This is a genomic window from Luteolibacter sp. LG18 (genome assembly GCF_036322585.1).
Taxonomy (GTDB): Bacteria; Verrucomicrobiota; Verrucomicrobiia; order Verrucomicrobiales; family Akkermansiaceae; genus Luteolibacter.
In genome coordinates this window covers 5,332,675-5,346,296 of the sequence record NZ_AP024600.1, presented here as the reverse complement: position 1 = coordinate 5,346,296, position 13,622 = coordinate 5,332,675, and the positions used below count along the sequence as shown (strand labels likewise).

At 57.6% G+C, this 13,622-nt stretch carries 10 protein-coding genes; 6 read left to right on the top strand and 4 right to left on the bottom strand.

The features are described from left to right. Positions 1-121: 121 nt before the first annotated feature. From llg_RS21285 to llg_RS21275, 3 genes are all read left to right on the top strand, one after another. On the top strand, positions 122-754 hold the full coding sequence (locus llg_RS21285) for a substrate-binding domain-containing protein (RefSeq protein ID WP_338287070.1): 633 nt from the start codon (positions 122-124) through the stop codon (positions 752-754). 148 nt (positions 755-902) lie between these two features. Beyond that, positions 903-1,727: a hypothetical protein gene (locus llg_RS21280; RefSeq protein WP_338287069.1), complete on the top strand. Its 825-nt coding sequence runs from the start codon at positions 903-905 to the stop codon at positions 1,725-1,727. A gap of 332 nt (positions 1,728-2,059) precedes the next feature. Next, on the top strand, positions 2,060-3,625 hold the full coding sequence (locus tag llg_RS21275; RefSeq protein ID WP_345789208.1) for an alpha-L-fucosidase: 1,566 nt from the start codon (positions 2,060-2,062) through the stop codon (positions 3,623-3,625). Between the two features lie 872 nt (positions 3,626-4,497). On the opposite strand, the gene llg_RS21270 is transcribed toward llg_RS21275, so the two are convergent. Further along, on the bottom strand, positions 4,498-5,496 hold the full coding sequence (locus tag llg_RS21270; RefSeq protein WP_338287067.1) for a GntR family transcriptional regulator: 999 nt from the start codon (positions 5,494-5,496) through the stop codon (positions 4,498-4,500). A 487-nt stretch (positions 5,497-5,983) separates the two neighbouring features. On the opposite strand from llg_RS21270, the gene llg_RS21265 reads away from it, so the two are divergent. After that, positions 5,984-7,723 (top strand): RHS repeat-associated core domain-containing protein, encoded by a 1,740-nt coding sequence (locus llg_RS21265; protein ID WP_338287066.1) that lies wholly within the window; start codon positions 5,984-5,986, stop codon positions 7,721-7,723. Positions 7,724-7,725: 2 nt separating this feature from the next. Further along, positions 7,726-8,397: a hypothetical protein gene (locus tag llg_RS21260; RefSeq protein ID WP_338287065.1), complete on the top strand. Its 672-nt coding sequence runs from the start codon at positions 7,726-7,728 to the stop codon at positions 8,395-8,397. Between the two features lie 384 nt (positions 8,398-8,781). Here the strand turns inward: llg_RS21260 and llg_RS21255 are convergent, their stop codons facing one another. From llg_RS21255 to llg_RS21245, 3 genes are all read right to left on the bottom strand, one after another. Then, positions 8,782-9,972, bottom strand: a complete 1,191-nt coding sequence (locus tag llg_RS21255; protein ID WP_338287064.1) for a tyrosine-type recombinase/integrase — start codon at positions 9,970-9,972, stop codon at positions 8,782-8,784. Between the two features lie 369 nt (positions 9,973-10,341). Continuing rightward, a complete protein-coding gene (locus tag llg_RS21250; RefSeq protein ID WP_338287063.1) occupies positions 10,342-10,866 on the bottom strand; it encodes a hypothetical protein in 525 nt (174 codons plus the stop codon). A gap of 120 nt (positions 10,867-10,986) precedes the next feature. Continuing rightward, positions 10,987-11,865, bottom strand: a complete 879-nt coding sequence (locus llg_RS21245; RefSeq protein ID WP_338287062.1) for a helix-turn-helix domain-containing protein — start codon at positions 11,863-11,865, stop codon at positions 10,987-10,989. A 91-nt stretch (positions 11,866-11,956) separates the two neighbouring features. Here llg_RS21245 and llg_RS21240 point away from each other — a divergent pair, with 91 nt between their 5' ends. Beyond that, complete coding sequence (locus llg_RS21240) at positions 11,957-13,441, top strand: DUF1593 domain-containing protein (protein ID WP_338287061.1); 1,485 nt, start codon at positions 11,957-11,959, stop codon at positions 13,439-13,441. Positions 13,442-13,622: the final 181 nt, after the last annotated feature.

Sequence of the window (13,622 nt, the reverse complement as noted above, 5' to 3'; positions counted from 1 at the left end):
AGAGTTGGTGTCTGGCAGAAGCGGAGAGACGCGTCCCCACACCCCATCGATCATGAACTCGTAGAGCACGCTCTCTGTTCATAGACACAAGGCCGGGCCGTACAAGCCCCGATTCAGACTTTTGAAACCACCTCTAGCGCCATTGCCTCCCGGCGGGACCGATGTGAAGTGGGAGGGTATCTCCTGGAGCAAGTTCTCGGTCGTGCGTAGTGGATTTCGCGAGGAATCTCCTCCTTTCCACTATGTCACCAGCGCTCAAGCCACCAATACGATGTTGGCCTTCGATCGGATGAAGGAGCGCGGCTACAACCGCATCGGCTTCGCTGGATATTGGGACAAAGCGCGGATGTTCGGAGCGGGATTTCTCTGGTCTCAACATGATCCTTCCTCTCAGGCCCGCGTGCCTCCCTTCTTTTTTTCCAAGGGAGTTCCGGAACTGAATCAACAGAGGCTTTTTGAGCAATGGCTGGAGACCGCGAGGCCTGACGCCATCTTCACCGATAGTTCGGCAGTGCCCGATATGGTGAGGAAGGCGGGACGCCAGGTTCCGGAGGATATAGGCGTCGCTGCATCGAATGTGCGCGACATGGATATTGATTCCGGGATCGATCAGAACCCCGAGGAGATCGGCCGGATCACCACCTTGGCTCTCATCTCCCTCATTCACGATGGGGACTTCGGTATTCCGGAGTTTACCCGCGAGATACTGGTGAGAGGCAAATGGGTGGACGGGAAAAGTCTGCCGCGACGGTGAGCGCGTTTCCCTCATTCAATGGCCATACGGCGGAGGGGCGAATCATGAACAGCGGATTTTAGTCTCCCTTTGAGCTCTGAAATCGGTTCCAGTGGGTGGCAGGAATTTACGTCCAACTATCGGGATCCATCCCAAAAAAAGCGTAACCATGAAGTCTCATCGCTATGGAAGTCCGTGGCCGCTCACCTTGAGTTTGTTGGCCGCGTTCGGACTTCATTTCGCTTTTCGGCATGAATCTCACGGCAGCGCGCGGAGCTTGCAGAACGCAACTAGGACGCAACGCGAGCGGCCGAAAACGGCGTTCGATCCTCAAGAGGAGCTCGCCCAGATTTGCGTCGATGAGGACATTGTTCGCCGGGAAACCAGATTGCGTGCCCTCGCGGAGAGTGAAGCAGAGGTGAAGCCGGAAGCCGCTCTGGAGATTGCTTTCGGACTACCACCCGGTGAGATCCGCGATGCGTTCATCCGCGAGCTATGCCAGGCATGGGCGCGGAAGGATGCCGGGAAGGCCCTGGCTTGGTCCGATACCTTGGGCGAATCGGTTCGGGCGCGGATCCGAGCGCTGATTTGTATGGAAGTGGCTGTCTCGGATTCGCGGCGCGCTTTGGAACTGGCGATCGAACATGGATCGGATCAGGGGAGGGATGGATTGTTGGAAAATCTCGCCGTGTTGTGGGCGGATCGGGAGCCCGCCGCGGCATTCGATTGGGTTAAGGACCAGGCCGAAAGCGGATGGCATGATCGCCTGTTGGCCCGTGTGGCCTTCGTTCTTTCGAAGTCCGATCCCCGCTCGGCTGCCTGTTGGGTGGCGGAGGATATGGCCCCCGGCCCTGTGCAGACCGAGGCTGTAATCTCCGTCTTGAACCAATGGAGGTTGAGCGATCCCATTGAGGCCGCTGCTTGGGTGGAGAGCTTTCCCGCCGGTCAGTTGCGGGAAAGAGCCTTGAGTGAACTGGCAGGCGCTTCGAAGTAGCTGGGTGGGGGAAGAAACCTTCTTGGAGGATGGTGAGGGCAAGAATCGGTAGTGATTTCTAAATTGGGTCGGCGGATTTTGGCTTACAGGTTCGATAATATTTTGCTTCTAAAAGCATGGGGTGAATGACAGACCCGTATTCGATCTGGCTAATGAAAGCAAAAATCGTCATTGAGAATATTGTTGAGAGAGGCTTGGGATGGACGCGCAGCGGCCAGGTGGACCCTTTCCCCCGGCGCTTCGAGAGGGGAATTCGTGCCGCCCTGCTCCTGTTGGCGTCCGTTTCTCCGTCCCTCGCCATCGATGGTATCCCCACCACCGCCGCCCCCGCGGTGATCGTGGACGCGAAGTCCGAGCCCGTGGCGAAAGGCAAATTCGAAGCCACTTGGAGTTCGCTCGCCCAATATCAGGTGCCCGATTGGTTCCGGGACGCCAAGTTCGGTATCTGGGCCCACTGGGGCGCGCAGTGCCAGCCGGAGGCCGGGGACTGGTATGCGCGCGGCATGTATCAGGAAGGCAGTGGCCAGTACAAGTCGCACCTCGAGCACTACGGCCCGCCGTCGAAGTCCGGCTTCAAGGACGTAATCCGCGAGTGGAAGGCGGACAAGTGGGACCCGGCCCGCCTGGTGGCCCTCTACAAGCGGACCGGCGCCCAGTACTTCTTCGCGATGGCGAACCATCACGACAACTTCGACAACTGGGACAGCAAGTACCAGCCGTGGAATTCGGTGAAACTCGGACCGCGGAAGGACCTCATCGGCGGGTGGGCAAAGGCCGCGCACGACCAGGGGCTGCCCTTCGGTGTCAGCATTCATGCCGCCCACGCTTGGACTTGGTATGAGGTCGCCCAGCGCGCCGACAAGAACGGCCCACTCGCCGGCACGCCCTACGATGGAAAGCTGACGAAGGCCGATGGAAAGGGCCAGTGGTGGGACGGGCTCGATCCGCAGGATCTCTACGCCCAGAACCACGCCCTCAGCCAGGGCAGTGACAACGACGGCCGCATCCACTCGCAGTGGAACTGGGGCAATGGCGCGAGCCTCCCGGACCAAGCGTATTGCGACAAGTTTTACAACCGCACCGCCGACCTCATCAACCGCTACAAGCCGGACCTCCTTTACTTCGATGACACCGCGCTGCCGCTGTGGCCCGCCAGCGATGCCGGGCTGAAAATCGCCGCCCATTTCTACAACAGCAATTCGAAGTGGCACAACGGCCAGCAGCGCGGCGTGATCTTCGGGAAGATCCTCAGCGACGAGCAGCAGAAATGCCTGGTCTGGGACATCGAACGCGGTGTGCCCGGCACCGCGCTGCCGCAGGCATGGCAGACGGATACCTGTATTGGTGGCTGGCACTACGACCGCGGCCTCTACAACCGCGGTGGCTACAAGGGCGCGAAAACCGTGGTCCACATGCTCGCGGACATCGTCAGCAAGAATGGCAACCTCCTGCTCAACGTGCCGGTGCGCGGCGATGGCTCCATCGATGAGAAGGAGGAAAAGGTGCTCGCGGACATCGGCTCGTGGATGGACGTGAACAAAGAGGCGATCTTCGGCACGCGCCCGTGGACGACCTTCGGGGAGGGCCCCGCCAGCGATGGCGCGCCGATCAGCGCCCAGGGCTTCAACGAGGGCAAGGGCAAGCCGTTCACCGCCGATGACTTCCGTTTCACCGCCAAGGGCAAGGTCCTCTATGCGATCGAACTCGGTTGGCCGGGCGAAAAGGAAGTGGTGCTGAAGTCGCTCGCCGGGAAGAAGGTCACGGCGGTCACGCTGCTCGGTTCGAAGGCCAAGGTCGAGTGGGCACAGGATGCCGAGGGGCTGAAGTTGAAGCTCCCCGAGAAGCCGTTGAGCGACTACGCGCCGGTGCTGAAGATCGAAGGCGTGCTCGGGAATTAGCCACCCAAATAATGTAGCACCACCGCGCGGGTGGAGTAGGAAACCAAACCGCAGAAGGGCGGCACGGCGCTGGTCATCACCAAGCTCGGCGTAGAGGAACGCCGCGGCTCGACCTCGGCAACGTGCAAGGAGATCAACGTGCTGGTGTTACCGAAGCCGACGCTCCAGCTGATCGACTACGTGCTGCAGCAGCCGTAACTCGGGCGAAATTCGCCCGTCCCAAAGGAATCTTACCACCCCGCCGGAGGAAGCTCCGGCGGGGTGGCCATTCTTTTTATCTCGGTGGGGCCGCGGTGGAATGGAAAACCGACGCAAGTATGTCCATGTTCGCCTACGAGGCTTTTTAAGGGACGTTGCCGTGCGCCAGGGCGCTATCGCTGCTCGGCTTCTTTCCATGAGGTAATGAATTCACGGTGAAAGGTTTGGGTGTCGATAAATGCAAAGTGCCTTGAAATGAAATGATGCTGTGATTTTCTGGGCTTGAATTGGGGGCTGAGGGTTCCGGGGGGAGTCCCAATACGCTCTCGATTCCGGGAGGGTCGCTGGCGCGACCGTGGAAAAATGTCCCGCTTGGAACTCACCATTCCCGGCGGGACATTTAGGTGATGGGTATCTTCAACTCCGGGGAGTTCCGTCGCAAGGGCCGCACCACCGTGCGGGTGGAATATGAAACCAAGCTCCAGAAGGACGGTTCCGCGTTGATCCATCACTAAGCTCGGCAGGGAAGAAATCTGACAGTTCGTGTCGGGAGAAATGTGTCGTCTTCACTGAAATGCCGTCAAAATCCGCGTTCCTTAAACAAAGCGAATTCGCTCTATTGCTCGGCTTCCTTAAGCAAGATTCTGATGAACGCCCAATCGTACCACAATCGTTCACGGGATGCGGATCCGGTGAGGTAGTTGGGAAAGTCTGCCCGAACCGTTGCCACCAAGGAATTGGCGTAAGCGTCGTCGCCCTGTTGGCGCGCGCACAACGCGAGAAGCACTCGCAGCGTGGTCATGAGGGAACCGTGATCCTCCGCGCGGTAAGCTTGCTGGAGTAATTTCACGGCTGCCCTCCACGACCACCGCGGTGGGTGCCGTGGCACGCATCCAATCGTCCCAGTGCGCATTCAATCCGCCCGGATCGAAGGTTCGATAGACCGGATGCAAGCGTTCGATCAACCGCAGGTTGAGATCCTTGCTCCCTTCTCCAAGGGCTGCGTCGAGTAAATGAGTTTGGATGTTTTCGAACCGCGGTGACAGCGGAGCCAGGATCCTCCGGTGCCCTTGCTCATGGAGGTGGGCGATGGCGAGTTGCGCCATCTGGATGATCGGCGTGTCCGCACCATCGACCTCGGAGGCGATTTCCCCAACCACACCACCATTGCAGAAGAACGGGATGCCGTTGCTTTGGAACCACCTGGCTACGGCAAGGGTGGGTTCCAACAATACCACCCGCTCGGGTCGGTGGTTCTTCACGATCCGTTCCAAGTAGCTGCCTGGATTTCTGAAATGGAGGAAGGCGAATTGGTCGTAGGCGATTCGCCAGCCTTCCGCGCGCGCATTGCTTGTGAGGATCTCGACTTCGGATTGGGTTTCCCAATCCAGTTCATGATAGGAGGCCGGCCCGAGAATAAGAAGGGATCGGATGTCGGCATTCGCGATGACAGGAGATGGTGCGACGAGGACCCGCCGTCCTCTTCTTGGCTCCGGTTCCGCGAGCAGGCCTTCCGCGGTCAATTCGGCCAGGGCCTTTTCGAGGGTGGGTCTGCTGACTTTCAGGCGCTCCTCCAGGACGCGATAGCCGGGAAGCACATCTTGCCATTCCCCGGAGCTGACCAGCGTCCGCAGGGTTTCCACCACCTGCGCGTATTTCGGCTTCCAATCCACGCTATTCTAGATGCCGGAAGCGGGAACCAGGGGACAAGTGGAAACGTCACCCTAAGAGCACATAATCATCGGATTGTTTGAGGCAGGCACCATTTTCCCTGCTTCCAACTCCGTGGAGAAGTGTCCCCGCGCCAACTGGAGTGAACCCCATGCGCCAACCAATGGCATGGCGCGTGCCTCCCATTTGGAAACCGAAGCACAAATGGCTTCTTGGGAAATGAACGCTCTCTGGCAGTGACCCTATTGGGAACGGCTTCCGGCTTACGTTGGCTCTTGTCAGCCCTCTTCCCGGTCCGTTCCCGATCTCATCACGCCTTTGGGTACGAGCCAAGTTTCCCTATCATCCGAACACCCCAACGCCAAGCCCGCCTCGGAGCGCTGTCCCGGTCAACCGCGGGGAGCTCATGACGCCTCGGCGGCTCCCGGCCAGAACTCGGTAAGAGATGCGACACATTGCCTGCGATGTCGTCCCTGTTCCAAGGCTTCATTGGCTCGTAGGGAAGCCCTTTCCGGTGTCGATCTCTTCTCATCCGCCAAGATCGACGAAACCGATTGGAGAGGTGTAGAGTGGCGGCGCGACGTGAAGGCCCATGCCACGGTTTCGACCCAGGACGCGTATTACACGTACGACGGCCTGCAGCAGGTCACCTCCTACAACCGGGGGGACCTCACCCCGTCGTCGGGTCCGCCCTACACCGGCGTGGCCACCGTCCTTCAAGCCCAGGATCTCGAATACGACCAGACCGGGAATTGGAAGAACCTGACCACGGTGGACCCTACCCTCGATCAGGACCGCACCCACAACACCGCCAACCAGATCACCTCGTTCAGCGGCGGCCCGTCCGATCCGGAGTACGATGCGAACGGCAACATGACCTTGCTGCCATCGCCTTCCGATTGGGATGTGGACTACGGTTGCACGTGGGATGCCTGGAACCGGCTGGTGCGCATGGTGCAGAATGAGGAACTGGAAATCGATCTCTGCGAATATGACGCCCTGTCACGCCGCGTGCGCAAACAAACGGGCAGCGAAGATCACCACTACTACTTCAACAACCAGTGGCGGACGCTCGAAGAGCGGGTGGACGCAGGCGATCTGGCCATGCAATACACGTGGAGTCCGCTCGATCGGTGGACCTTGATCCGCCGACTCCGCTCGGTGGAAGGGGATCTCGATGAGAGCCTCTGGTGCCTGCGGGATTACCTCGATCCGGTCGCGATCGTGCAGGTGGTGGACGACGAAGCGGTCGTCCAGGAACGCTACCGCTACAATGCGTTCGGAACGCGGGACATCATGACTCCGGCCTTCGAGGACCGGGCAAGCAGTGATTATGAATGGAACTTCCTGTTCCACGCGGAATTCCAGGATGATGAGAGCCAGCTCTACAATTACGGCTATCGCTATTACAACACGCAATTGGGCCGGTGGATTTCGAGAGATCCGATTGGAGAAAGTGGAGGCATTAACCTATACGGTTATATTTACAATAGGTCTTTGAATTTCAATGACTATTTGGGATGGTATGCCATTAACGTTTACTGGCCAACGAATGACGGTTTCGCCTTCGTTCATCATGATAATCCAGGTGATAATAGGTGGTTTTGGCAAGCGGCTGGCGGAGATGATAGTGATCCAGAATTTAAAAACGGTAATCCATCCGAACCAACCAACAAAGCAGGAAATGTGGGGAACGGAGTTTCAGGGGCCGATTTCTTGAAATTTCTGGTTAAAAAATCTTCCCATGAATGTTGCATAAAGAAACTTAGGGATTCTTCACATTGTAGTTATGATGGTGCAGGGCTTGGAGGGGGCGGTGGTGCAGATGTTTTTCGAGGATTTTACACGAACAAAGACATAAGGGACCCCAAAAATCCTTCGAATAAACATGGTATTCCGGTTAGTAGTGATGCTCGCGATTTATCGGACCTTCGTAATTTGATTAACGATGGGAAAGTGAAATTCTGCAAAGATTGCAAAATTGACATTTTTGCATGCGCTTCTCCAGGGGCAAGCGCTTTCATAATGGGTCTTGCCAAAGTGACTAAATGTAAGGTTGTGGGAGCGGTAGGTGGGGAAAGTTGCCCGGCTCCAGGAAAGGGTGGGAATGACTCCTGTCAATCTTCTTGGAAAACCGAAGGTACTTGGCAGCAAAGCGACGCAGGAGGCCCTCTGAATCCGGCTCCCAACACGACAAATAATGGCCACATATTCAATCCAAATTTATAACCATGAAATATTTATTTTCGTTATTATGCCTGCTGGGGACTGCTGTGATCTACGCGGACAAGGAAGAAGGTCCGGGAAACAAGCTAACAGATCGCCAGAAGAGAGTCGAAATCCTCTGCAAAGAGCTCGATGCGAGCGACGATCCCCTTCTCACAAAGGAACAATTATCCCAACCGCAGAGAGATTCGCATAAGGTGACAGCCAAAATATCGTTTAGGTCAAAGGGGGATAAATCTGGTTTGCGATACGGAGTTAATTTATGGCTGCTTAAGGATACCGCGGAATTGCGGCATCAATGGTATTATCTTGAGTCGTCGGATAAGAGATTGCTTATAAATCTTATAATGCTGTCTGATTTTGAATATGAATTCAGTGATTATAGGGATGGTTTTTTGCGGGATTTATTGGTTTCAAAAAGATATGACATAAGTGAGCGGGCTGCCAGAGTGGAGGAATTTCGTGCCGCGGTCGAAGGTCTCCCTATTTTTTCCAAATGGCTGATCGATCATGTATCTGATCGTCAAAAAATAAGTGATTCTATAAAAGTGATAGAAAGTAGATCAAGTTATTGTGGGAAAATTGATACTTGGATGAATGACCATGGATCATCATTTGTGATGCAATACGAAGAGGGTGAAAAACATCTCAAGCAGGAAAATGGTAGCAGCCAATAAATGAATAAGTGAACAAGTGAACCCCACACGCCAACCAATGGCATGGCGTGTGCCACCCATTTGGAAACCGCAGCAGGAATGGCTTGTTGGGAAATGAACGCTCTCTGGCAGTGACCCTATTGGGAACGGCTTCCGGCTTACGTTGGCTCTCATCCGCCCTCTTCCCGGTCTGTTCCCAATCTCATCACGCCTTTGGTACGAGCCAAATTTCCCTATCGTCCGAACACCCCAACGCCTTGCCCGCCTCGGAGCGCTGTCCCGGCCAGAACTCGGTAAGGAATGCGACACCTTGCCTGCGATGTTGCCGTTGTTCCAAGGCTTCATCTGTTCGGAGAGCCCCACTTGCGTGGGGATGGCCGGTTATGCGTCTGCTGGAGACCGCTTCTAAGCCAACTCTTGAATCGTCGGTATTTTTGTGCCCATGGGACCAATGGCCCAAATCTTGACTGCCTCCGCTTTGCTCATTGCTCCGACGTAGTGCGATTTCAATACAGCAGCGCCTCCCGAGTGCCCAAATTCGAAGGTCAGGTTATCAAGCGGTTTACCAAGTGCCACCATGACCGAAGCGTGCGTGTGACGCAACGCGTTGTCCGGCCATTCAGGAAGCTCTTCCGGGGCCTCTGGCGGTTTAATAAGGTCGCACCAGACTCGCCATCCAGCAAGACGGCGCACGGCTCGCTCTTTCCGCGACCAATTGGCGGGCAGAGTCGTTTCTGCGATGGGGTATTCTGCAAGCCAGGCTGCTAAAGGAGCTGGCATTTGAATGAATCTCCGTCGACCGGTTTTCGATGATGATGCCGGGACCGTAATACCGTCGGCCGTAATATCGGGGACGTCGAGTCGCTCCAGTTCGGCCTTTCTCATCCCCGTGAAAAGGCTGATGGCGAATGCCGGCACGCAGTCCGGGTAATATTGCTCTGCCGCAGTCAGGAGAGCCATGCACTGCCTTGCGGTCAGAATTCCGATCTCGGATTGGGCGGTTTCAAGCTTTTCCAAAACTTCTATGGTTTTGGCTTCGCACCATCCTCGTGGAGGCCGCGAACACCATCGCCAAAATGCGCTGATGAGGCGGGCGCGATGGTTGAATGCGTGGGGACCGGCAGTGTGCCGTTGGACGTGCGCTAACAGCTCCTCGGCGGAGATGGTGGCGAGACTACGAGCGGTGAAATCGGCGCGTAGAGCTCGATCCATGGTATCATAGGCGCGGACATGCCGATCGCTGCGATTTCCCTTCGCCAAGCTGAATTGGCTAAGCGCCTGTTCAATTTCGGAACTCTTGGCCTCAGCCTCTTTGGCATGGACAAAGTAGCGGACTGCGTCCAACAGCGTCGCGTCGAATGGTTTGAGCAGCGCCTCAGCCTTCAGGGCATCTTCTGCCAACGACGGCTTGATCGCGATGGCGTTCCGCCCGTTGGCTTCCTTCTCATTCCGGAGCTTGGAGGCATGATCTCGGGCCTCTTCGCGGTTGGGGAAATAGACTCGTTCCCTCCCTCCGGTGCGGGAAAGGCTAGCAGGGATTTCGACCTTCCAGCCCCGAGGTGTTTTGACGACCTTAAACTCAGGTTTTCGTGCCATGGCTTCAGCGGATGATTTGTGCCCGAATCGCCCGAATTATGCGAGAAATAGCGGAAATTGATGATTTTTGCGAAAAATATGTGCTGATAATAAATGGGTTGCGATAAGAGCAGCTCATTCGTAATGAGCAGGTCGTCGGTTCAAATCCGACCAGCGGCTCCAGTTTCCAACGAGTTAGGAAAACTGGAGCCTGTTAAAAGCCGTCTCAAAAAATCTGATGTGGCGATAAATGGCGATTTTTGGCAGCCATTCCACATTCCTCATGCCCTCCCTATTAGGGCGCGGGCATTCTACCCGAGGAGACGAAGGCTATCGCCGCGACCCAGGTTGCCGCGGTCGATTTTGTGGACGGCTTCGGGGCGTGGCATTTTACTGCTGAACGGCGCGGAGTCGGAAGAAGCGCCGCTGGGTGGAACCGCCATAGATTCCGGGGTTGGCTTGGGTCCAAGTGATCATGTCCGTGCTGCTTTCCATCACTACATAAACATTGCCCGCCGCATTTTCCGGAATAACCACGGAGTTGGTTGGGGCTTGTGTTGGCGTGGTGTTCGCTCGGGTCACCTCGACTGTTAGAAAAGCCCCATCGGCGCCGTTTGTGTCTGGCTTGATGATTGCGGGACCCGCGATGGTGTAACCTCTTTCCATCTTGGTGTTTTGGCCGGAATAGTGGTCCGTCAAAAGGGAGAATTGTTGGCCTCTGATGGTAATCAATGCGAGAGCGGAGCCGCTTGTTTTTGTGCTTCCTGAAATGATTTTTGCGGTGTCGCCCTGATCCAATGTGAGGGTATCTTGAACGGTCGTGACTCCACCATCCCTCACTGCCAGGAGAGTGATGGTTTCCGCATGAGCTAGAGTAAGGGTGAAGCTGGCCAGGAGAAGTTTCTTGAGGGGCATTCCGGGTAGCCTATTAGGTCCGCCAGAAAGGGGACAATGTTATAAGCGGGCCATCACGCCGCGCCGTTGGTTGGGAAGGGGGAGCTGAGATCGAGCCAGGTGCCGAGCAATCGTCGTTATCTACGATGCTTTCCCTACGACAGAGGTGGTCTCACGGAGCCGATTCCGCTTGCGGTATTCCCGGGGAGGGCAGCCGCAGGAGGCTTTGAAGGCCTCGTTGAACCGGCTGAGGCTCTGGAAGCCGGACGCGCTGGCGATCTCGATGATCGGATCGTCCGTGGAAACCAAAAGCCGTTGGGCGTGGGAGAGCCGGTGTTGGACCAGGAAATCGATCATCGTGGTTCCGAATGTCCTGCGGAAGAGGTTCATCGCGTAGTTCGGGTGCATGCCCACAGCCTCTCCGATTTGGGCGGCGGTGATGGGCTCCTGATAGTGCCGGGCGATGTAGCAGGCGATTTGGTCGGCCCTGCTGAGGTTGGGCGGCACCGACCTCGAGCGTTTCCCTTGGGGGGATGTCATCGCGGTCCGGAGCAGTCTCGCCTGGATCTCCATGCGGGCGGCTTGTTCGCTCAGCGGGTCGCCGGATTGGATGTCCGCGCTCCATTGTTCGAACCGCGCTTCGTCCATGGGATGGGCGTGGGTTTCGGTGACGAGTTCCCCGCCCAGGACCGCGCTGGCGAAGGATTCGGGGAATCCGCAGGCCAGGAACCACGCGAGCGGAAGGGTGGCCACGTGGTAGGGATCGGTCGTTTCCCAATGCAGGATCTGATGGGGGACCGCTGCCCAGAAGAGCGCCAGGCGACCAGCCCGGATGGTGATGCGCCGGCCGCCCAGCAGGTAGGTGAGCGAGCCGGTGCGCAGCAGGTTCACCTCGATCTCATTGTGGCGATCCGGGCGCGGCATCGGGGTCGGAGCCCACAGGCCGCAACTGAAGCCGTAGGGAGAGAAGTCCGGCCGGGAGGAATCGAAGGACTCGGCGGCCTTAGGATTCCGTGACAATTCGGGGCCCATGGGGGAAGAATTTCCGGAATGTAGGTGGTAGAGTCACGGAAATTCAAAACGCGGGCTCTCCGTCCGTCCCCATCGAATCATGAGCACTCACTGGCTTCGGCTCCCTTCCATGGCGCTGCGTCGCGCGCTGGGAACATTCATCCTCAGTGCGGTCTGCGGTTCGGTCGCCGCGGCGGACGCGCCGACCGGACGTCCCCGCGTCATCGTCACCACGGATCTGTCCAACGAGCCCGACGACGAGGAGTCGCTCGTGCGCTTTCTCGTTTATGCCAATGAGTTCGACGTGGAGGCGTTGATTGCCTCGACCTCCATCCATCTGAAGGAAGGGACGCGCGAGGACCTGCTGCATCGGGACATCGATGCCTATGGAGCGGTGGTCTCGAATCTGTCCAAGCACGCCCCCGGTTATCCCGCCGCCGAATCCCTGCACTCGGTCTGTCGCACCGGGCAGACGGGCTACGGAATGGCGTTTGTCGGGGATGGCAAGGGCACTCCGGGATCGAAGCGGATCATCGAAGTGGTAGATCGTGCCGATGACCGGCCGGTTTGGGTTTGCGTCTGGGGCGGGGCCAACACGCTGGCGCAGGCCTTGTGGGAAGTCAAAGCCACCCGTCCGCAGGAGGAGGTGGATCGTTTTATCGGCAAGCTCCGCGTGTACACGATCTCGGACCAGGATGACGCCGGGTATTGGATACGTCCGACGTTCCCTTCGCTCTTCTACATTTGTAGCCCGGGTGGCGTGGGCGGCAACTACTGGGAAAGCACGTGGAGCGGCATCAGCGGGGACCGTCTCAACAAGATCGGCGTGATGCACCGGTTCGAGATGGTGGACAATCCCTGGCTCAAGGAGCACATCCACTCGAAGGGGCCGCTCGGGGCCCTCTACCCGCCGCTGGCCTATCTGATGGAGGGGGACACGCCGTCCTTCCTCGGACTCATCAACAACGGCCTCGGCTGGCACGTGCGGCCGGACTACGGCGGCTGGGGCGGGCGATACCAGGAGGGCACTCCTTATGGCGAGAAACGCCGGCTCTGGACCAGCGGACGCGATGCCCGTGACACGGTCACCAGCGACGACAACGGCCGTACCGAGACGAGCATCCACGCGACCGTCTGGCGCTGGCGGGAGCATTTCCAGAACGACTTCTCCGCGCGGATGGATTGGTCCATCACCGATGACTTCAAGAAGGCCAACCACAACCCGATCGCGGTGCTCAATGGCGACAAGACCAAGAACGTCATCGAACTCTCCGCCAAGGCCGGTGAAACGGTGACGCTCTCGGCCGAAGGCACGAGCGATCCCGATGGCGATGCGGTCGGGATGCGGTGGTGGGTGTACGAGGAGGCGGGAGAGTGGAGTTTGCGAACCCGCAGCTTTTCCGGCGATGTGAAACTCACCCAGGACAAAGGTCCGGTGACGAGCTTCGTCGTGCCGCCCCTGCCCACCAAGGGGAAGCCGCCCGTGGCGCAGCCCGCGTCGGTCCACGTCATCCTGGAGGTTCGAGATGCGGGGGCTCCGAACCTGTGGTCGTATCGCCGTGCCATCATCAAGGCCACGCCTTGAATGGGAGAATACATGGGCTCCCTATCGCCGGATAGCGGGCTGAGATCTAACGGATCGATAAAAACACTCGCTATAAGTATAGCTGAAAAAAATCGATCCGACCAGAAAAAAGCCGGAACACCCCGGGCTGTGGGAAAATAACCATGTCGAAATCGCGGCGCGTGCCGCGGTTACGAAGCAC

Excerpts from the sequence above, each read along its gene's own strand:
- llg_RS21280 (WP_338287069.1), top strand. The coding sequence starts at position 903 with ATGAAGTCTCATCGCTATGGAAGTCCGTGGCCGCTCACCTTGAGTTTG.
- llg_RS21260 (WP_338287065.1), top strand. The coding sequence starts at position 7,726 with ATGAAATATTTATTTTCGTTATTATGCCTGCTGGGGACTGCTGTGATC.
- llg_RS21255 (WP_338287064.1), bottom strand. The coding sequence starts at position 9,972 with ATGGCACGAAAACCTGAGTTTAAGGTCGTCAAAACACCTCGGGGCTGG.
- llg_RS21250 (WP_338287063.1), bottom strand. The coding sequence starts at position 10,866 with ATGCCCCTCAAGAAACTTCTCCTGGCCAGCTTCACCCTTACTCTAGCT.
- llg_RS21240 (WP_338287061.1), top strand. The coding sequence starts at position 11,957 with ATGAGCACTCACTGGCTTCGGCTCCCTTCCATGGCGCTGCGTCGCGCG.